This is a genomic window from Pseudomonas sp. BNK-45 (assembly GCF_047456255.1).
GTDB lineage: Bacteria > Pseudomonadota > Gammaproteobacteria > Pseudomonadales > Pseudomonadaceae > Aquipseudomonas.
Map to the genome: position 1 here is coordinate 1,706,800 of NZ_CP179909.1, position 20,024 is coordinate 1,726,823.

The window sequence follows — 20,024 nt, forward strand, 5'->3', positions numbered from 1 at the left end:
GGCCGGGGAAGGGCTTCAAACGGTCTTGGCAATGCGACTGGCCAACAGGGCCCAGCCGAACAGCAGGGTGCAGAGCACCACCAGCGGCCACGAGCGCCACTTCAGATAAGGCGTCAGATTGTGCATGGGCACCACTTCGCCATACAGGATGCCGCGCTCGAACTGTGGAATCTGCACGGTGATCTTGCCGAACGGGTCGATCAGCCCGGTGACGCCGTTGTTGGTGGCGCGGATCATCCAGCGTCCTGCCTCCAGGGCGCGCATCTGTGCCATCTGCAGATGCTGCAGGGGGCCGATGGAGGTGCCGAACCAGGTGTCGTTGCTGATGGTCAGCAGCAGGTCGCTGCGGGCCGAAAGACCGGCGGCGAACTCGGGATAGACCACTTCGTAGCAGATGAAGGGGGCAATCTGATAGCCCTTGGCCTGCAGCAACGGCTGGTCCGCCGGGCCACGGGCAAAGTCCGACATCGGCAGGTTGAAGAAGTCGATCAGGCCGCGCAGCACTTCCTGCAGGGGAACGTACTCGCCGAAGGGCACCAGTTTTTGTTTCAGGTAGGTGCCGTCGCCTTCGCCGGTCACGGTAATGCCGTTGAAGTAGCGTTTTTCATGGTGCACCAACTGGCGCACCGGAACCCCGGTAATCAGTGCGGAATGACGGTCGGCGGCAAAGTTGCCCATCATCGTCAGGTAGCCTTCGGCGGATTCCTTGAGCACCGGAACCGCGGTTTCCGGCCAGACCAGCAGGTCCACCCGCTTGCTGCTGAAACTCATGTCGCGGTACAGGGCCAGTTGGGCATTGAGCTGGGCGGGGTCCCATTTCATGCTTTGTTCGATGTTGCCCTGGATGGCCGCTACCGACATGGGGTCTCCCGACGGGCTGGTCCAGGCATGGCCTTTGAGCGCCAGGCCGATCACCCAGGGAGCTGCCAGCAGTAGCAGGCCGGCGACAATGAACCCTTTGCGCCCGGCCTTGATCAGGCGCGGCAGGTTGTAGAGCAGCGCGGCGGTCAGGGCCAGGGAGAAGGAGATCAGCCAGATTCCGCCCACTGGCGCGAGCCCGGCCAGGGGGCCGTCGAGCTGGCTGTAGCCGGAGTAAAGCCAGGGGAAACCGGTGAGGAACCAGCCGCGAAACGCCTCCTGGCCCAGCCACAGGGCAGCAAACGCCAGAGCATCCGCCAGCGGTGCTTCATTGCGCCGCAACCAGCGGGCCCAGAGCCAGGCGGGCAGGGCAAAGAACCAGGCAATGGCGGCGATGAAAGCCAGCATCAGCAGGCCGGCGAGCAAGGCCGATGCGCCGCCGTAGGTGTGGATGCTGACGTAGATCCAGCTGGTGCCGGCGCCGAACAGGCCGAAGCCGAAGCACCAGCCCCGGCCCAGGGCCTGGCGTGGCGTCAGTTCTCGCAGGCCGGCATAGAACAACCCTACCGCCAGCAAAGCCAGGGGCCAGATGTTGTAGGGCGCCAGCGCCAGGGTGGTGATGGCGCCGGCTGCCACGGCCAGCAGGTTGCCGGGCCAGCCGGGTCGGGTTGAGCGCTGCAAGAGGCGTTTCATCAGCTCTTTCCTGTTTCGCACCGGGCACGGCGCGAGGAGATGGGTGGGTTGGATTCAGATGGGCATCGCGCCGTGCGGCTCAACGGCCTGTCCCCGAGAGCCGTCGCCCCGAGCCCGGGTTCCGGTTTCGGGGCGACGTTTCGTTGTGCAGGAGAGCTGATGCCCCTGGCCCCTAGCGGGAGACGGGAGTCAGACGCAGCAGATGAATCCGCCGGCTGTCGGCATTGAGCACGCGGAAGCGATAGGCGCCGATTTCAGTGATTTCGTTGCGTTTTGGCAAGTGGCCGAAGGCGCTCATGACCAGTCCGCCGACGGTATCGAACTCGTCATCGGAGAAGGTGCTGTCGAAGAACTCGTTGAAGTTCTCGATCGGCGTCAGCGCCTTGATCAGGAAGTCGCCGCTGGGCAGGGGCTTGATGTAGCTGTCTTCCTCGACGTCATGCTCGTCTTCGATGTCGCCGACGATCTGTTCCAGCACGTCTTCGATGGTCACCAGGCCGGCCACGCCGCCGTACTCGTCGATGACGATGGCCATGTGGTTGTGATTGGCGCGGAACTCGCGCAGCAGCACGTTCAGGCGCTTGGACTCCGGGACGAAGGTCGCCGGGCGCAGCAGGTCCTTGATATTGAAGCTGTCGCCGTTCTCCTTGAGGATCAGCGGCAGCAGGTCCTTGGCCAGCAGGACGCCCATCACGTCGTCATGGCTTTCGCCGATCACCGGGTAGCGCGAGTGCGCGGAGTCGATGACGGCGGGCAGGAACTCCCGGGGTGTCTGGGTCGCCTTGATGCTGATCATCTGCGAGCGCGGCACCATGATGTCCCGGACTTGCAGGTCAGCCACCTGGATGGCGCCTTCGACGATGGCCAGCGCTTCGCTGTCCAGCAATTTGTTCTGATGGGCTTCGCGCAGCAGCTCCAGCAGCTCCTGGCGGTTTTTCGGCTCATGGGCAAAAGCCTGGGTCAGTTTGCCCAGCCATGACTTTTGCCCGTTGCTCGATCGATCTTCGCTCATAGCGATTGCTCTGAATCCTTGGTTGTTACAGGGGGTTGTTGATCAGCTTTCGTCGTCTGCATAGGGGTCGGGATGACCCAGTTCTGCAAGCAACGTTCGTTCCAGTGCTTCCATTTCTTCGGCTTCGTCATCATCTATATGGTCGTAACCCAACAGATGCAAGCAGCCGTGAATCACCAGATGGGCCCAGTGGGCCTGAAGTTCCTTGCCTTGTTCGGCGGCCTCGCGTTCGACCACTGGAACGCAGATCACCAGATCCCCCAGCAAGGGGATATCCAGCAGCTCATCCGGCACGTCGGCAGGGAATGACAGCACATTGGTGGCGTAATCTTTGTGACGCCAGGTGTGGTTCAGCTCGCGGCCTTCGGCTTCGTCCACCAGACGGATGGTCATTTCCGAGTCGGCGGTTCGCTGGCGCAGGGCCAGTTCGCACCACTGGCGGAACTGTTCGTCGCTGGGGGCCGGCTGCTGGCTGGCGCGCTGCAGATCAAGCTCAAGCATCGTGGCGCTGGCCTCTGTCGGCGGAAGCCTTGGCGGTCTCGTCGTCGGCTCGCAACTCGAAGCGCTCGTAGGCTTCGACGATGCGTTGCACCAGCGGGTGGCGCACCACGTCCTTGGGCATGAAGTGGGTGAAGCTGATGCCGGGCACATCCTTGAGCACGTTGATCACCTGGGCCAGGCCGGACTTGGTGCCCTTGGGCAGGTCGACCTGCGTGATATCGCCGGTGATCACCGCGGTGGAGCCGAAGCCGATCCGGGTGAGGAACATCTTCATTTGTTCCACGGTGGTGTTCTGGCTTTCGTCGAGGATGATGAAGCTGTTGTTCAGGGTTCGGCCACGCATGTAGGCCAGGGGCGCGATCTCGATGACCTGGCGCTCGATCAGCTTGGCCACTTGTTCGAAGCCGAGCATTTCATACAGCGCGTCATACAGCGGGCGCAGGTAAGGGTCGATCTTTTGCGCCAGATCACCGGGCAGGAAACCGAGCTTCTCGCCGGCTTCCACCGCCGGACGCACCAGCAGGATGCGTCGCACCTGCTCGCGCTCCAAGGCGTCCACCGCGCAAGCGACGGCCAGGTAGGTCTTGCCGGTGCCGGCCGGACCGATGCCGAAGTTGATGTCGTTGCCCAGGATCTCCTTGACGTAGCGCTGCTGATTCAAGCCGCGTGGGCGAATCATGCCTTTCTTGGTACGCAGGGCGATGGCGGCGTCAGCCACCGAGGGGTTATCCAGCTCTTCCACAGCGGACTCCTGAAGGAACAGGTGCACCAGGTCCGGCGACAGCTCGGTTCCCTTGGTTTCCCGGTAGAGACGGCGCAGAAGATTTTCCGCGGAGGTGGTGTGCTTGGGTTCGCCGATCAGTTCGAACTGATTGCCGCGATTGCGGATCTGGATCGTCAGGCGCTGTTCGATCAAGCGCAAATGCTCGTCGAATTGCCCGCACAGATTGGCGAAGCGGCGAGCCTCGAAGGGCTCGAGGATGAAACGATGAGGTTCTATGGGTGCGTTCAAGGTCGTTTTTTAGCCGCCCAACGGCAATTAAGATGAATTCAAGGATAACGCCAGCGGCCTGGGTGCGAAAGCTCTTATGCGGAGCGTGGACCGGTGATGCTTTCTTCGTAGGAGCCGGCTTGCCGGCGAAGGCGGTCCTGAAGGCCCCTTCGCCGGCAAGCCGGTGCCTACACAATCCAGTTCTTACGATAACAGCGAGCCGCGCAGCGAGTGGGGCTGCGCCGAGTCGATATGCACGTCGGCGAATTGGCCGATCAGTGTGGGATCGTCGCAACGGAAGTTGACGATCCGGTTGTTCTCGGTGCGGCCCTGCAATTCGCCCGGATCTTTCTTGGAGTAGTCGGTCACCAGGATGCGCTGGGTCGACCCGACCATTTGTCGGCTGATTTCAAACCCTTGCTGGTTCAGGCGGTGTTGCAGCGCGTTCAGGCGTTCCTTCTTCAGTGCTTCCGGCGTGTCGTCGGCCAGGTCGGCGGCCGGAGTACCCGGGCGCTGGCTGTAGACGAAGGAGTAGGAGAAGTCGAAACCGACGTCCTCGATCAACTTCATGGTCTGCTGGAAGTCTTTTTCCGTCTCGCCAGGAAAGCCGACGATAAAGTCCGAGCTGATGCAGATTCCCGGTACCGCCGCTCGCAGCTTGCGCAGTTTGGACTTGTACTCCAGGGCCGTGTGATTGCGCTTCATCGCCGCCAGAATCCGATCCGAGCCCGATTGCACGGGCAGGTGCAGGTGCTTGACCAGCTCCGGCACTTCGGCGTGGGCCTGGATCAGGCTGTCGGAGAACTCCAAAGGGTGCGAAGTGGTGTAGCGAATCCGCTCGATGCCGTCCACCGCGGCAACTACGCGGATCAGCTCGGCCAGGTCGGCCAGGCGTCCGTCGTGGGTCTGGCCCCGGTAGCCATTGACGTTCTGGCCCAGGAGGGTGACTTCGCGCACGCCGTTTTCCGCCAGGTGGATGATTTCGGCAATCACGTCGTCAAACGGCCGGCTGACCTCTTCGCCCCGGGTGTAGGGCACGACGCAGAAGGTGCAGTACTTGCTGCAGCCTTCCATGACCGAGACATAGGCACTGGGGCCGTCGATGCGCGGCTCGGGCAGGTGGTCGAATTTTTCGATTTCCGGAAACGAGACGTCCACTTGCGGCAGCTTGCTGATGCGCGCGGCATCGATCATTTCCGGCAGGCGGTGCAGGGTCTGCGGACCGAAGACCACGTCCACATAGGGCGCGCGATCGCGAATGGCCGCGCCTTCCTGACTGGCCACGCAGCCGCCGACGGCAATCACCATGTCCGGATTGGCCAGTTTCAGCTCGCGCCAGCGACCCAGCTGGGAGTACACCCGATCCTGGGCGCGCTCACGAATGGAGCAGGTATTGAGCAGGATGACATCCGCGTCTTCGGCACGTGCGGTGACTTCCAGGGCCTGATGTTCACCCAGGAGGTCCACCATGCGCGAGCTGTCGTACTCGTTCATCTGGCAACCGTGGGTTTCGATGTAAAGCTTCTTGGCCATGGACCTCAGTCTCACGTGATTCAAAGAACCGCGCATTATAGGGTCCATGCCCACAGGTTCCTAGCGTTGTGCATCGGGTAGCTATGCTATAGTTCGCGCCCTATTTTTATCCCCCGATGTGTTGCCCGCCCACCATGACCAAACGTGAAGCCCCAATCTACAAGGTGATTTTCCTCAACCAGGGCCAGGTGTTCGAGATGTACGCCAAGCAGATCTACCAGAGCGATCTGTGGGGCTTCCTGGAAGTGGAAGAGTTCGTCTTTGGCGAGCGCACGCAAGTGGTCGTCGATCCGAGCGAAGAGAAGCTCAAGGCGCAATTCGAAGGCGTGGTGCGCAGCTTTGTGCCGATGCATTCGATCGTGCGCATCGACGAAGTGGAGCGCCTGGGCACGCCGAAAATCAGCGAAGCCCGTGGCGTGAGCAACGTCATGCCGTTCCCGATGCCGATGCCCGAAAAATAAGCCTGGCTGGCCACTTCTTCGCAAGGGTCCGGTTTGTGTCTGTAGGCGCTGGCTTGCCAGCGAAGGGCATGGAGGCTTTACGGCAATGGCGAAAAAGGCGAGCGCCCATCGGCGCTTTGCAGTTCCATCAGGTATTTGCGGAAAATCTGTCCCAGCACCTGGGTCGCGACTTCCAGCTCGTCGCGCTGCATGTGCTCGGCGACTTCGTCGGCGGTGTCCAGAGCGTCTTCGGCACCGTTGACTGCCGCCATCTTCAGCACGATATAGGCCTGGACATTGTTGGCCGGCACGCCCTCACCGTGGAAGAACATGGTGCCGAGTTTGAATTGCGCCTGAGCGTGGCCTTGCAAGGAGGCTTTTTCGAAATAGCTCAGGGCTTGATTGAGGTCCCGCGGCGCGCCTCTGCCTTCGTAGTAGAACTCACCCAACTCGTATTGCGCCTCGGCGTCGCCTTCGTCGGCGGCTTTCTGGCACGCCGCTAGCGCCTCGGCCTGTTCCTGTGCCTGGGGATCGAGGGTGCAGCGACCCATCGCTGGGATCAACAACGAGTTGCCGCCTGCTTGTGCGTGCGCGAGCAGGGGCTGAAGGAGCAACAGGCAGCCCAGTGTCAGGGCGCGGCCGGTGCGGTTCATGGGAATCGACTTACCTCTGAGGGGCGCGCGGACCCAGCGAGGGGTCCAATAAGCGCGCATTATGAAATAAGCGGGGCCAACCTTACAAAGTCTTTACTCGTTTTTCTGCTGCGTGGCCGCGATATCCGTCGCCTTGCTGGGCATTTGTCCCCTTGGCGGGGAAAAGTCCGAGTAAAGCCTCCCGCTGGCGCGGTTGATTACCACGCCAGCCCGCCTGTGCTTATTTCAAGGCGGCGAATGCGCGTTCGGCGGCATCCAGGGTCAGTTGCAACTCGGCTTCGCCGTGGGCGATCGAGGTGAAACCGGCCTCGAAGGCACTCGGCGCCAGGTACACGCCGCCTTCCAGCATCAGGTGGAAGAAGCGCTTGAACAGGTTGGCGTCGCTGGCCATCACGTCGTCGAAGGTGACGATGTCATCGGCACCGCTGAAGTACAGGCCAAACATGCCGCCGGCCTGGGTGGTGACGAACGGAATGCCCGCGGCGTCCGCGCGTTGTTGCAAACCTTCAAGCAGACGGCTGGTGTAGTCGCTCAGTTCGGCATGGAAGCCCGGGCGACTGATCAGGCGCAAGGTGGTGAGGCCAGCGGCCATGGCCAGCGGGTTACCGGACAGGGTGCCGGCCTGGTAGACCGGGCCCAGGGGCGCGATGTGCTCCATGATCTTGCGTTTGCCGCCGAAGCAGCCCACCGGCATGCCGCCGCCGATGATCTTGCCGAAGGTCGACAGGTCCGGTGTCACGCCGTAATGGGCCTGGGCGCCACCGAGGGCGACGCGGAAGCCGGTCATCACTTCGTCGAAAATCAGCACCACGCCGTGCTGGTCGCAGAGGCTGCGCAGGCCTTCGAGGAAGCCCGGTGCCGGCGGTACGCAGTTCATGTTGCCGGCCACCGGCTCGACGATGATGCAGGCCACTTCCTGGCCGACTTCGGCGAGCATCTTTTCCACGGCGGCAATGTCGTTGAACGGCAAGGTCAGGGTGTGTTTGGCGAAGGCCGCAGGCACCCCGGCGGAGCTTGGCACGCCCTGGGTCAGGGCGCCGGAACCGGCCTTGACCAGCAGGCTGTCGGAGTGGCCGTGGTAGCAACCTTCGAACTTGATGATGCTGTCGCGGCCGGTAAAGCCCCGGGCCAGGCGAATGGCGCTCATGGTGGCTTCGGTGCCGGAGCTGACCATGCGTACCATTTCCATGGACGGCACGATGGAGCACACCAGATCGGCCATTTCGGTTTCCATGGCGGTCGGTGCGCCGTAGGACAGGCCGTGTTCCAGCTGCTTGCGCACCGCATCCAGTACGTCCGGATGACTGTGGCCGAGGATCATCGGGCCCCAGGAACCGACATAGTCGACATAGCGCTTGTCGTCTTCGTCGGTGACGTAGGCGCCTTCTGCGTGCTTGAAGAACAGCGGGGTGCCACCCACGCTCTTGAAGGCGCGAACGGGCGAGTTGACGCCACCGGGGATGTGTTTCTGGGCGTTGGCGAACAGGGTTTCGGAACGGGACATGAGCGGGCTCTCAAAAAGTCAGCTGTTGAATAGGGCGTTGAAGGCGCGGGCGCGACGGGTCACTTCGTCGGCGCTATCGGCGCCGAACAGGCCGTGGACCACTGCCAGCAGGTCGGCGCCGTGGTGTACCAGCGGCGCTGCGTTATCCAGGGTGATGCCGCCGATCACGCAGATCGGCAGGTGCAGGCTGGCCCGGGCCTGATCCAGCAACTCCAGGCTGGCCGTGGGCGCGCCGGGTTTGGTGGTGGAGTTGAAAAAGCGGCCGAAGGCGACATAACTGGCGCCTTCCTGCGCGGCTTGCTCGGCCAGCGACAATTGGTCGTGACAGGTGGAGCCGATGATCGCCTGGCGACCCAGCAGGGCCCGGGCCGGCGTCAGTGGGCCGTCGGTCTGGCCCAGGTGCACGCCGGCACCAATGCGCGCGGCCAGTTCGGCGTCATCGTTGATGATCAAACGGGTCTTGTAGCGCTCGCACAGGGTCAGCAGGGTTTCGGCTTCCCGCAGGCGGCGGGCCTGATCGTCGCTTTTGTCGCGATACTGCAACAGGGTGACGCCGCCTTCGAGCGCCGCCTCCACGTACTGCAGAAACTTGCCGGCCAACAGCTGGCTGTCGGTGATGGCGTACAGACCACGTAGTTTCATCGAGCGGGCCTCATGACATTACGAGCAGAAATCCAACGGCAAGCGACGTGGGACGAATTGGCCGCGACCCAGTTGTTCGGCGTCGCGCAGGGTGCGCCAGGTGTAATCAAGGGCCGATTTCACGGCGCTGGCCAGGTGCTCGCCTTGTGCCAGGCGTCCGGCCAGGGCGCTGGCCAGGGTGCAGCCGGAGCCGTGATAGCTGCCCGGCAGACGCTGGCAGGTGTAGGTTTCGCGCAGGCCGTCACGGCTGTACAGGCGATTATGCACTTCGTGTTCATCGCCATGGCCGCCGGTGATCAGCAGGTGCTTGACGAACGGCAGGAGTTTTTCGGCGCATTGGTCGGCGCTGCCTTCGGGCAGTTCCGCAAGAATTCGAGCTTCAGGAAGGTTAGGGGTGGCAATGGTGGCCAGGGGCAGCAGGCGTTCGCGCATGGCGTAGCCGACTTCATCCTTGCCCAGCCGGCCACCGCCGCCGGCGCGCAGCACCGGATCGCAGACCAGCGGCAGATGCGGGTGCGCCTGGAGCAGTTCGACCACGGTGTCGACCATCTCCAGGGAGCCGAGCATGCCCAGCTTGACCGCGGCGACCGTGGAGTCGTTGAGCACGGCATTGGCCTGGGCCAGTACCCACTCGCGATCCAGAACGCGGAAATCGCTGACATTGACCGTGTCTTGCACGGTCAGGGCGGTGACAGCCGGAGCTGCGTGACAACCCTGAGCCAGCAGGGCTTCGATATCTGCCTGCAAGCCGGCGCCACCACTGGGGTCGTGGCCGGAGAGACAGAGGACAACGGGGCGAGAGCTGTAGATATTCATGGGCGGCGAGCTTACCACCAATCGCTTTTTTTCGCGGCGCCTGGCGTCTGCTGGAAAATGTCGCCGCGCTGGGCGCGAACGTCTTGACCGATGCAACAGCTCTAGCTCGCGGTATTGCGCTGAAAGGCTTGATCTAGAGCCTTTAGACTAAAATTTACAATGGTGTTCATTGGCCATCAGCGGCTATGCTAGAGTGCATTCAAACCAATAACAGGTCATGCCGGTTATACGTCTGCTCAAGGGAAATGGGGGGACTTCCTGACATCACCGGACAAGCCACGCTGGGTCTTTAATGCGCTATTTGCTGCTGTTGCTGTTGAGCTTGCCGATGCTGGTGGGTGCCGCCGAGTTCGACGAGTTCACCCAGCGCCTTCCTTTGGGCCGAGTGATGCAGGTCCTTGAAGACACGGGGGGTGAAGCGACCATTGCCGACGTCAGATCGGGGCCACTGGCCGAGCGCTTCAAGCCTCACGATAAAGACACCCTCAATGCCGGTTATTCACGTTCGGCGTTCTGGCTGAAGATCGACCTCGATTACCGCCCCGGCAACCCCACGGCGCAGCGCAACTGGTTGCTGGAGCTGGCCTATCCGCCCCTGGATCACCTGGATCTGTACCTCCCCGACGAAAGCGGGGGCTATCGCCTGGCGGAGCGGACCGGCGATGCCTTGCCCTTCGACAGTCGGCAGATCCGCCAGAACAACTACCTGTTCAACCTGAATTTCGCTCCCCATGAGCACAAGACGATCTATCTGCGGCTGGCCAGCGAGGGCTCGATCCAGGCGCCGGTGAGCCTGTGGTCCAATACCGCCTACCTTGAGGCCCAACCCGTGCGTCTCTACGTACTGGGCCTGATCTACGGCGTGTTGCTGGGCATGCTGGTGTACAACCTGTTCATCTACCTCAGCGTGCGCGACACCAGCTACCTCTATTACATCTTCTATATCGCCTCCTTCGGCCTCTATCAGTTGTCGGTCAACGGCGCTGCGGTGGAGTACTTCTGGCCCAACAGCCCTTGGTGGGCCAACGCCGCGACGCCCTTCTTCATCGGTTCGGCCGGGCTGTTCGGCAGCCAGTTCGCCCGCAGCTTCCTGCAGACTGCCGGCCACAGTCCCTGGGTTGACCGCATATTGATGGCGCTGATGGGCTTTGGTGCGCTGGTCATGGCCCTGTCGCTGATGACCAGTTACGCCCTGGCCCTACGCCTGGCTACCACCCTGGCGCTGCTGTTCACCGTAGTGATCTATGTCGCGGGAATCGTCGCCTGGTGGCGCGGGTTGCGGGTGGCGCGCTATTTCATCATCGCCTGGTCGGCTTTCCTGTTCGGTGGGGTGATCAACACCTTGATGGTGCTGGGTTACCTGCCCAACGTGTTCCTGACCATGTACGCCAGCCAGATCGGCTCGGCGATCGAGGTGGCGTTGCTGTCCCTGGCCCTGGCCGACCGGATCAACGCGATGCGCGAGCAGCAGGCTCAGACTCTGCTGGAGGCGGGGCAGAAGCTTGAGGTGCTGAACCAGCAACTGGCCCACAGCAACCGGCTCAAGGATGAATTCCTGGCCACCCTGACCCATGAGCTGCGCACGCCGATGAACGGTGTCATCGGTTCACTGGAATTGATGCAGACCCTGGAACTGGACCCGGAGCTTGCGCAGTACCAGCAGACCGCCGCCGGTTCGGCGCGAGACATGATGCGCATGGTCAACGGCATCCTCACGCTGACCGAACTGCAGGCCGGCAAGCTCAGCGCCCAGCGCCAGCCCTTCAGCTTGCGTTCGCTGCTGACCGCGTTGCAAACCCAGTACGCGGCCAGTGCGGCGGCCAAGTCCCTGTCGTTTCAGGTCGATCTGAGTGCGGGATTGCCCGATCGCCTGCAGGGGGATCGCTGCAAGCTCAGCCATTGCCTGGAGTGCCTGCTGGATAACGCCGTCAAGTTCACGCATTCCGGCGGCGTGGTCTTGCGGGTGGTGACCCGTGCCGTCTCGGTCGAAAGGGTCAGCTTGAGTTTCGAGGTGATCGACAGCGGCATAGGTTTCGTCAATCTGGACGAGGCGATGCTGTATCAGCGCTTCTTCCAGCTCGATGGTTCCATGACCCGCGAATATGGCGGATTGGGCATCGGCCTGGCGATCTGCCGCCAGTTGGTGGAACTGCTGGATGGGCAATTGACCCACGAATCCACGCCAGGGCAGGGCAGTTGTTTCCGTTTGCAGGTGGAGTTTGAGGTGCAGGAGCCGATTGCCCGGCTGCCCGCCGCCCATCAGCGGCGGACACCCCAGGACTGCACCGTGCTGTTGATCGATGACAATGACGTCGACCAACTGGTGCTGCGGGGTATGTTGCTCAAGCTCGGTTATCGGGTCCGCACGGTCGGCAGCCCAACCGATGCCCTGCAACTGTTGGGGCGCGAGCCGGTCAGCGCGGTGCTGATCGATGGCCAGATCAGCGCGGCGCAGTTAGGGGCGTTTCGCCTCCAGGCTCAGGCGATGCCCGGCTATGCCCAGTTGCCTATCCTGTTGGCCTGTGTTCCCGGCACCGAAGGGGGCGCGGCCACAGCGGGAGCCGATTGTCTCGGCAAACCGGTGAAATTCGAGGCCTTGCAGCTGCTGCTGTCCAAGCGTGTGCTCGCTGTGGAACAAGGCGAAAGCGCCGACATTTAGGCGGGTATGCCACTTTGTTCAGGGTGGGGCCGGTGCTTAACTTGGGGCCTTGGCACACCCTGAAGGAGCCCGGCAATGAACCTCCACCAGTTCGCTGAAACCCACGAAGTCACCAACCAGCCGCCCGCTCTGGACGGCGTCAACCTCTATCGGATCGATCTGCCGTTGCAGCAATGGATGCAGCGTTTCGATGCCGGTTGGGCCGAATCCCGGGTCGATGCCTACGGTGCATTGGCGGGGGGGCCGTTGATGGAGGCGGGGTTCCTGGCCAATCAGAACAAGCCGGTGTTTGCCAGTCACGACCGCTTCGGTCATCGAATCGATCTGGTGGAGTTTCACCCGGCCTACCACCAACTGATGCAGGCGGCCATCGAGGGCGGACTGACCTCACTGCCCTGGACCCACCCGCAAGCAGGAGCCCATGTGGCGCGTGCCGCCATGACCTATCTGCACAGTCAGGCCGAAGCCGGCAGCGGCTGCCCGCTGACCATGACGTTCGCCTGCGTGCCGGCCCTGAAGCTGCAGCCGGATATTGCCCGGCTATGGCTGCCGAAGATCCTCGCCACCGAGTACGACCCGCGCAACGTCGGCATGCAGCACAAGGCCGGGCTCACCATCGGCATGGCCATGACCGAGAAGCAGGGCGGGACCGATGTCCGGGCCAACACCACCCGGGCCTACCCGGTGGGGGCCCCCGGGCCGGGGCAGGCCTATGAGCTGGTGGGGCACAAGTGGTTCTGCTCGGCGCCGATGTGCGATGCCTTCCTGACCCTGGCCCAGACTGACAAGGGCCTGACCTGTTTCCTCCTGCCCCGTCATCGCCCGGATGACAGCCGCAATCAGTTCTATATCCAGCGTCTGAAGAACAAGCTCGGCAACCAGTCCAACGCCTCCAGTGAAGTGGAGTTTCGCGGCGCTCTGGCCTGGATGATCGGTGAGGAGGGGCGCGGGGTGCCCACCATCATCGAGATGGTGGCCATGACCCGCTTCGATTGCATGGTCGGTTCCAGTTCGCTGATGCGCCAGGCCCTGACCCAGGCCAGCCATCATTGCGCCCATCGCCGCGTGGGCGGACGCCTGCTCAGTGAGCAGCCGCTGATGCAGAACGTACTGGCCGACCTGGCCCTGGAAAGCGAAGCGGCCCTGGCCTTGAGCCTGCGCATGGGGCGGGCCCTGGACCATCAGGACGATGCCCGGGAGGCCAAGTTCTCCCGATTGGTGACGGCGGTGGGCAAGTACTGGATCTGCAAACGGGCCCCGGCCATGATCAACGAGGCCGCCGAGTGCATGGGCGGTGCCGGTTATGTCGAGGACAGCATCCTGCCGCGGCTGTACCGCGAAGCGCCGGTGAACTCGACCTGGGAAGGTTCCGGCAACGTGCAGTGCCTGGATGTGCTGCGGGCTCTCTCGAAAGAGCCGGGCGTGCTGGATGCCCTGTTTGCCGAGCTGGGGGACGGGCATGGCGACCAGCGTCTGGCGGCGCATATCGTCGCACTCAAGGACAGTTTCAAGGACACCGCCGACATTCAGTATCGCGCCCGGCAACTGACCGAGGATATTGCTCTGGGCCTGCAGGCCAAGTTGTTGCTGGAGGCGGGCAACGACCTGGTCAGCGAGGCCTTTATTGCCAGCCGCCTGGGCGGCCAGGGCGGGCGGGTCTATGGCACGCTGCCCCGCGGGCTGGATGTGGCCGCGATCCTCGCCCGCTCCACCCCCCAAGGCTTCTGACCCGCTGCAGGAGCCGGCTAGACGGCTCCTGCAACTCCGCTGTTCCCGTGGGGCGGTGTTGCAGGCAAGATGAACGCCTGCAAGATCAGAACACAGGATGCTTACCGTGACCGAAGCTTTTATTGTCGTTCAAACCGCCGAGCAAGCCGTGGATCGGCTTGCTGCTTTGCATGAGCGGGCCACCACGGCCCTGAGCCAGGCGCTCAAGCGTTACCTCAAGGATCGGGTCGAACCGGATGCCGAGCAGCGTGCGCTGTTCCGCTACCCCGAACTGCGCTTGACCTACCACTGCCACGGCGAAGTCCCACAGACCACCCGGGCCTATGCCAAGGTGCAACTGCCGGGCACTTACAGCGTCACCGTCACTCATCCCGCCGCCTTCCGTAACTACCTGCTCGAACAACTGGTGCCGTTGATGCACGACTTCACCGTCACGGTTGAAGTGGGTGTCAGCGAGCAGAACATTCCTTATCCCTACGTGGTGGAGCAGGGCGACGAACTGGCCGGTTCCGGCGTGACCGCGGCGGCCCTGGCCCGGGTATTCCCCAGCACCGACCTGTCCGCCGCCACCGATGGTATCGCCGACGGCCTCTACGACTGGGAAAACACCCACCCGCTGCCCCTGGCACTGTTCGATGCCGCGCGGGTGGATTTCTCCCTGCGGCGCCTGGTGCACTACACCGGTAGCGATTGGCGCCATGTGCAGCCGTGGATCCTGCTGACCAACTACCACCGCTATGTCGACCAGTTCATCGTCCATGGCCTGGAGCAACTGCGCAGCGATCCGCGTTTCGTACGCATGGTCCTGCCGGGCAACGTGATCATCGACAAGGGCATGGACCACGGCGAGGCCTCGGCGATCGCCGCCGGTGTGGTCTGGCACCGTTACCAGATGCCGGCCTATCACCTGCAGGCCAGCGATGGCCATGGCGTGACCCTGGTGAACATCGGCGTCGGCCCGTCCAATGCCAAGAACATCACCGACCACCTGGCGGTGCTGCGTCCCCACTGCTGGCTGATGATCGGCCACTGCGGCGGTCTGCGACAGTCGCAGACGATCGGCGACTACGTACTGGCTCACGCCTACATGCGGCGCGACGGCATTCTTGACCGCGTGGTGCCGCCGAACATCCCGATCCCGGCCCTGGCCGAAGTCCAGCTGGCGCTGCAACAGGCTGCAGCCAATGTCACCGGGGAGAAGGGCGAGCAGTTGAAGAAGCGCCTGCGGACCGGCACCGTGCTGACCTACGACGATCGGAACTGGGAACTGCGCTGGGCCGAGGAACGTCCGTTCATCAATCTGTCCCGGGCGGTGGCGGTGGATATGGAAAGTGGCACCATTGCTGCCCAGGGTTATCGCCTGCGGGTGCCTTATGGCACTTTGCTGTGTGTTTCGGACAAGCCCCTGCACAGCGAGATCAAGTTGCCCGGTGCGGCCAATGCCTTCTATGAGCGGGCGGTCAGCCAGCACTTGAAGATTGGGATCGAAGCCGTGGACCTGATGCGCAGCGAGCTCAACTCCCTGCACTCGCGCAAACTGCGCAGCTTCGACGAACCGCCTTTCCGCTAGGCGTTTAATCCGTGGTCATTTGGCGATCAGGCCACTAGCATTGTCGGTCCTGATCGCTGAATGTTCCCGCTGCCATGTCCCGTGCACCTCGTCCCGCTTCCCGTCGCCCAGGCGCCAAGCCGTTTTCTCCTTCTTCCAGCAAGCGCGTGGCCAAGGCGCCGCCGGCCGAGCCGAAGCTGATCCTGTTCAACAAGCCTTTCGATGTCCTGACCCAGTTCAGTGATGGCGAAGGCCGGGCGACGCTCAAGGACTTCATCGCGATTCCCGGCGTCTATCCGGCCGGACGCCTGGACCGGGACAGCGAAGGGCTGCTGCTGTTGACCAATGACGGGCAATTGCAGGCGCGCATTGCCGATCCCAAGCACAAGCTGGCCAAGACTTACTGGGTACAGGTCGAAGGCGAACCCACTGCCGAGCAGTTGCAGCGGCTGCGTGATGGGGTGGAACTCAACGATGGCATGACCCTGCCAGCCCAAGCCCGGCAACTGGAGGAGCCGCAGCTGTGGCCGCGCAACCCGCCGGTGCGTTTTCGCAAGAGTGTGCCCACCAGTTGGCTGGAGCTGGTGATTCGGGAAGGGCGCAACCGTCAGGTACGCCGCATGACGGCAGCGGTTGGCCTGCCGACCTTGCGGCTGGTAAGGATCAGGATTGGCGACTGGACCCTGGATGGCCTGGATCAGGGGCAGTGGAAGGAAGTTGCGGCGCGCTTATAAGGCGCCGGATTCGATCAGGCCGATCACTACACTCTTGATGATGAAGGCGGCCACGCCCAGGCCCAGCACGAAGAACAGGATAAAGGAGCCGAAGCGCCCGGCCTTGGACTTCTTGGCCAGGTCCCAGACGATGAAGCCCATGAATATGATCAGGAGGCTGACCAGACCGGTCATCATCCATTCTTCGAATACGGCTGGGTCCATCGATCATCTCCAATGCAGGCAGGGAAAAAATGCCGGGCGAGTATACGCCAACGCTTGCCGGCCTAGCATTGATCTGCATGCGTTATGTCGCCACAGCGTCAGGCCGGCCCGGCTGCAGGAGTCCGGCGAATGCGCCCGGGTACCTGCACTCGCCAGTCGGCTTCGACAGGTGGCCCGTCAATTGCGCAGGTGGGTCAGGGGCAGCTCGGTGCTGTTGAGTACCTGGTTGAGCACGAAGCTGGAACGCACGCTGGTGACACCGTCGATACGAGTCAGGTGACCGAGCAGGAGCTTCTGGTAGTGGTCCATGTCCGGCACCACGACCTTGAGCTGGTAGTCGGCATCAACCCCGGTCACCAGGCTGCATTCCAGTACCTGGGGCAGGCTGCGGATCGCCGCTTCGAAATTCTCGAAGCGTTCGGGAGTGTGCCGGTCCATGCCGATCAGTACGTAGGCGGTGAGGCTCAAGCCGAGCATCTTGCGGTCCAGCAAGGCGACCTGGCGGGAAATGTAGCCGTCGTCCTCCAACTGCTTGACCCGGCGCGAACAGGGCGAGGGTGACAGGCCGATGCGCTCGGCCAGTTCCTGGTTGGAGATGCGGGCGTCGCGTTGCAATTCGGCCAAAATACTCAGGTCATAGCGGTCGAGTTTGCTCATCAATCAGGCCTTTCTCATAAGTATTGCGTTGAATTATCTATCTTGGGTTAAAAATTGCGCAAGAGGTGTTTTTGCAAGCAATCTTCGCAATCCTCTGTCGTCGGCCCAGGCCTATTCTTATCACCAGAATCACTGCCCGGACATAGAGTCCACTGCGGCCCGCCGAATCAGGCCTGCCGCGGCCGCCAATCCCACAGGGTTGAGCCGGCCCCCGGGCTACACCCTGTCCAGAAGACGGAGTGAGGTGAGCCGGCGTCAAAAGCGTCGAGCACGGACAAAATCTCAAAGGGCGGCCGACGGGCCGCCCTTTTTTATTGCCTGCGAAATAAGTCTCGTGACTGATAATCTCTAGCAGAACCGCCCTGGGCTTTTTCAGTCTTATCTACAGGCCCCAATCCGCAGTGAGGAATAGCATGAAGTCGCGCATCTGGCGTTTGGCAGGTGTTGGTGTGTTGTGCGTGAGCGTCAGCGCGCAAGTGCTCGCCGATGAGCGAGACGACAGACGACCGCCCCAGCAGGGAGCGCCTTCCGGCGGGCAGCATGAGCATGCCCCGGAAGGGCATGGGGAAGGCAATCAGGGCCGTCCGGGGAACCCGCCGGAACGGGCGCAACCCGCCCCGCAGCAGCGGCCGCAGAATGAAATCATCCGTGGCGAGAACAGCCGTCAGTTCGAACACAATGGACAGAACCCCGGCGGGCAGTGGCAGAACCGCCCCCCGCATGATCCCAACCAGCAAAGCCGGCCTGCACCGGCGCCGCAGCAACAGCCGCAGGCAGCACCCAGCCTGCCGATCCAGGGGCGGCCCGACACCGTGCGCCAGACCCAGGAGCCCCAGCGTGGCTACTACCAGGACATTCCCCGGCGCAACGACTACAACCAGCACTGGCAGGCCGGTGGGCCGGGTTCACGGCCGGACTATGGCCGCCCCAATGATCATCGCTGGCCGGGACGTCCCGATGGGCATGGCAACGGTTGGGGACCAGGGCCGCAGTACCGCCCGGGCTACGTGATCGACCGTTTCCCCGAGCGCAACTACCGGGTGCCATACCGCGGCCAGGACTACTTCTTCTCGGGTGGCTACTGGTATCGCCCGCAGGGTTCCCGCTATGTGGTGGTGCATCCACCCTATGGCATTCGAGTGGGATACCTGCCCGATTACGCACGGGAAATCTGGATCGGCAGCGCATTGTTCTTTCTCGCCGCCGGGGCCTACTACAGCTACGAAGCGGACACCCAGCAGTACGTCGTGGTCGAACCGCCCGTGGGCGTGCCGCCGCCGGATCAGCCGGCGGCTGGCAATGGCTATGACGTTCTGGCTTACCCGGTCAACGGCCAGTCGCCGCAGCAGATCGATCAGGATCGCTACGACTGCTATCGCTGGGCGGTGCAGCAGAGCGGTTTCGATCCGGCCGGCGCGACCTATCAGCCCGCTCCGGAAGTGGTGCAGGCCTACCGTCAGGCCCAGGGCAACTGCCTGAGTTCGCGGGGGTATCAGGTCACTTACTGAGCCCTGGCGGCCTCGACCACTTCCTGCGGATCGGCGTGTACCAGCACTTCAGCCCGTGGATAGACCTGGTGGATCGCCTCGGCGGCCTGATCGCTGATGGCGTGGGCCACCGACAGGCTCAGGTCGCCAGGCAATTCCAGGTGCAGTTGGACGAACCAGTGGCTGCCGGAAATCCGCGTGCGCAAGTCGTGGGCGCCCAGCACCCCGGGCACACTGCAGGCCAGTTCCAGCATGTGCTGGCTGACATCGGGGGGCAGCTCCTCATCCATCAGCACCGAGAAGCTTTCCCGGGCGATGTGGATCGCGCTCCAGAGAATGTAGGCGGCGATCCCCAGGCCGAACCAGGCGTCCACCTGATGCCAGCCGAAGGCCGCCAGCACCAGGGCCAGGAGGATGCTGCCATTGAGCAGCAGGTCGGAGCGGTAGTGCAGCGAGTCGGCCCGTACCGCATTGGAGCCGGTTTCGCGGATCACCCGATGTTGCAGGATCAGCAGCGCCACGGTCAGCACCAGTGACAGCCCGATCACCCCGATGCTCAGCCAGGGCGCGCCCACCGGCTCCGGGTGCTGCAGGCGCTCGAACGCCTGAAAGGCAATCAGCACCGCACTGCCGGCGATGAACAGCGCCTGGGCCATGCCCGCCAGCGACTCGGCCTTGCCGTGGCCGTAGCGATGATCGTCATCGGCCGGGCGCAGGGCGTAATGCACCGCCAACAGATTGAGCAGCGAGGTGAAGCCGTCGAGCACCGAGTCGGTCAGGCCCGCCAGCATGCTCACCGAGCCGCTGAGCCACCAGGCGATCGCCTTGGTCACAATCAGGATGCCTGCGACGGTGACCGAGGCGCGGGTGGCCAGGCGCAGGAGGCGAGCGTGTTCCGGGTTGCCAATCATCGACGGCGGGTTCCTTGAGTCGGGTGGTCAGGCGGCGGGCTGCAGGCCATACAGGGCCAGTTGCTGCACGCTGCCCTTGTGCTGGATCAGGCGCGGGTCATCCAGGGGGAAGTGGCCCCCCAGTTCGCTTTCCAGAATGGCCTGCAGTTTACGGTTGTCGACTTTACCGTCGGCGCCAATGGCCTGCTGGAGTTTTTCCGGGGCGATCTGCGCGGTCTTGCCGGGCTCCAGGTAGATCGCCCCGGTGGCGAAGTCGACGCCAAAGGCGATCAGCCCCGGGATCACATAGAACAGCAGGCCAACGGCATCCAGTACCACGACCACCGGATCGATCTTGCCGTCGATCTGGCCGCGCCGGTCGGGGAAGAAGATCGAACCGCAGGCAGTCAGTTGGGTCAGCAGGGTGGTGATCAGGACGCCGCCAATGACACGGTGGGGAATACGCATGGAAA

General features: G+C 63.0%; 19 protein-coding genes. 6 read left to right on the forward strand and 13 right to left on the reverse strand.

Features of this window, described 5'->3' with window-relative positions:
• Nucleotides 1–15: 15 nt before the first annotated feature.
• From lnt to miaB, 5 genes are all read right to left on the reverse strand, one after another.
• Nucleotides 16–1,539: an apolipoprotein N-acyltransferase gene (gene lnt, locus ACMGG8_RS07895; protein WP_060842017.1), complete on the reverse strand. Its 1,524-nt coding sequence runs from the start codon at nt 1,537–1,539 to the stop codon at nt 16–18.
• Between the two features lie 184 nt (nt 1,540–1,723).
• On the reverse strand, nt 1,724–2,563 hold the full coding sequence (locus tag ACMGG8_RS07900) for an HlyC/CorC family transporter (protein WP_016965481.1): 840 nt from the start codon (nt 2,561–2,563) through the stop codon (nt 1,724–1,726).
• Nucleotides 2,564–2,605: 42 nt separating this feature from the next.
• Nucleotides 2,606–3,064 (reverse strand): rRNA maturation RNase YbeY, encoded by a 459-nt coding sequence (ybeY, locus tag ACMGG8_RS07905; protein WP_060841246.1) that lies wholly within the window; start codon nt 3,062–3,064, stop codon nt 2,606–2,608.
• Complete coding sequence (locus ACMGG8_RS07910) at nt 3,057–4,076, reverse strand: PhoH family protein (protein ID WP_060841245.1); 1,020 nt, start codon at nt 4,074–4,076, stop codon at nt 3,057–3,059. Before ACMGG8_RS07910 ends, ybeY begins: the two co-directional genes overlap by 8 nt.
• A gap of 183 nt (nt 4,077–4,259) precedes the next feature.
• Nucleotides 4,260–5,588 carry a tRNA (N6-isopentenyl adenosine(37)-C2)-methylthiotransferase MiaB gene (gene miaB, locus ACMGG8_RS07915; RefSeq protein WP_414159413.1) on the reverse strand — a complete coding sequence of 443 codons (1,329 nt, stop codon included), beginning with the start codon at nt 5,586–5,588 and terminating at the stop codon, nt 4,260–4,262.
• A 134-nt stretch (nt 5,589–5,722) separates the two neighbouring features.
• On the opposite strand from miaB, the gene ACMGG8_RS07920 reads away from it, so the two are divergent.
• Entirely contained in the window at nt 5,723–6,049 is a 327-nt protein-coding gene (locus ACMGG8_RS07920; RefSeq protein WP_007927079.1) for a DUF1820 family protein, read from the forward strand.
• Nucleotides 6,050–6,126: 77 nt separating this feature from the next.
• Here ACMGG8_RS07920 and ACMGG8_RS07925 read toward each other — a convergent pair whose 3' ends face one another.
• The 4 genes from ACMGG8_RS07925 to ACMGG8_RS07940 all read right to left on the reverse strand — a co-directional run bounded on the left by ACMGG8_RS07925 (nt 6,127) and on the right by ACMGG8_RS07940 (nt 9,643).
• A complete protein-coding gene (locus ACMGG8_RS07925) occupies nt 6,127–6,681 on the reverse strand; it encodes a tetratricopeptide repeat protein (protein ID WP_414159414.1) in 555 nt (184 codons plus the stop codon).
• Nucleotides 6,682–6,901: 220 nt separating this feature from the next.
• Nucleotides 6,902–8,185 carry a glutamate-1-semialdehyde 2,1-aminomutase gene (gene hemL / locus ACMGG8_RS07930; RefSeq protein ID WP_414159415.1) on the reverse strand — a complete coding sequence of 428 codons (1,284 nt, stop codon included), beginning with the start codon at nt 8,183–8,185 and terminating at the stop codon, nt 6,902–6,904.
• A gap of 18 nt (nt 8,186–8,203) precedes the next feature.
• Nucleotides 8,204–8,827: a thiamine phosphate synthase gene (thiE, locus tag ACMGG8_RS07935; RefSeq protein ID WP_060841242.1), complete on the reverse strand. Its 624-nt coding sequence runs from the start codon at nt 8,825–8,827 to the stop codon at nt 8,204–8,206.
• Between the two features lie 18 nt (nt 8,828–8,845).
• Complete coding sequence (locus ACMGG8_RS07940) at nt 8,846–9,643, reverse strand: hydroxymethylpyrimidine/phosphomethylpyrimidine kinase (protein WP_042941299.1); 798 nt, start codon at nt 9,641–9,643, stop codon at nt 8,846–8,848.
• Between the two features lie 292 nt (nt 9,644–9,935).
• Between ACMGG8_RS07940 and ACMGG8_RS07945 the strand changes: the two genes are divergently transcribed.
• From ACMGG8_RS07945 to ACMGG8_RS07960, 4 genes are all read left to right on the forward strand, one after another.
• Nucleotides 9,936–12,302, forward strand: a complete 2,367-nt coding sequence (locus ACMGG8_RS07945; protein ID WP_414159416.1) for a 7TM diverse intracellular signaling domain-containing protein — start codon at nt 9,936–9,938, stop codon at nt 12,300–12,302.
• 75 nt (nt 12,303–12,377) lie between these two features.
• Nucleotides 12,378–14,030 (forward strand): acyl-CoA dehydrogenase family protein, encoded by a 1,653-nt coding sequence (locus ACMGG8_RS07950; protein ID WP_414159417.1) that lies wholly within the window; start codon nt 12,378–12,380, stop codon nt 14,028–14,030.
• A 97-nt stretch (nt 14,031–14,127) separates the two neighbouring features.
• Nucleotides 14,128–15,600: an AMP nucleosidase gene (gene amn / locus ACMGG8_RS07955; RefSeq protein WP_161799194.1), complete on the forward strand. Its 1,473-nt coding sequence runs from the start codon at nt 14,128–14,130 to the stop codon at nt 15,598–15,600.
• A 146-nt stretch (nt 15,601–15,746) separates the two neighbouring features.
• Nucleotides 15,747–16,313, forward strand: coding sequence for a pseudouridine synthase (locus tag ACMGG8_RS07960; RefSeq protein ID WP_414159923.1), 567 nt, complete (start codon nt 15,747–15,749; stop codon nt 16,311–16,313).
• Here ACMGG8_RS07960 and ACMGG8_RS07965 read toward each other — a convergent pair.
• Nucleotides 16,308–16,517: a DUF2788 domain-containing protein gene (locus ACMGG8_RS07965; RefSeq protein WP_060841238.1), complete on the reverse strand. Its 210-nt coding sequence runs from the start codon at nt 16,515–16,517 to the stop codon at nt 16,308–16,310. The two genes, ACMGG8_RS07960 and ACMGG8_RS07965, sit on opposite strands and share 6 nt — an antisense overlap.
• Nucleotides 16,518–16,694: 177 nt before the next feature.
• The gene (locus tag ACMGG8_RS07970) at nt 16,695–17,174 is read right to left on the reverse strand and encodes an Lrp/AsnC family transcriptional regulator (protein ID WP_016963825.1); all 480 of its coding nucleotides are present in this window, start codon (nt 17,172–17,174) and stop codon (nt 16,695–16,697) included.
• A gap of 413 nt (nt 17,175–17,587) precedes the next feature.
• Between ACMGG8_RS07970 and ACMGG8_RS07975 the strand changes: the two genes are divergently transcribed.
• Complete coding sequence (locus ACMGG8_RS07975; protein ID WP_060844714.1) at nt 17,588–18,682, forward strand: DUF6515 family protein; 1,095 nt, start codon at nt 17,588–17,590, stop codon at nt 18,680–18,682.
• Here the strand turns inward: ACMGG8_RS07975 and ACMGG8_RS07980 are convergent.
• Both ACMGG8_RS07980 and ACMGG8_RS07985 read right to left on the reverse strand, forming a co-directional pair.
• Complete coding sequence (locus tag ACMGG8_RS07980) at nt 18,676–19,572, reverse strand: cation diffusion facilitator family transporter (RefSeq protein ID WP_414159418.1); 897 nt, start codon at nt 19,570–19,572, stop codon at nt 18,676–18,678. The two genes, ACMGG8_RS07975 and ACMGG8_RS07980, sit on opposite strands and share 7 nt — an antisense overlap.
• A 27-nt stretch (nt 19,573–19,599) precedes the next feature.
• On the reverse strand, nt 19,600–20,019 hold the full coding sequence (locus ACMGG8_RS07985) for a hypothetical protein (protein WP_047306214.1): 420 nt from the start codon (nt 20,017–20,019) through the stop codon (nt 19,600–19,602).
• Nucleotides 20,020–20,024 lie beyond the last annotated feature (5 nt).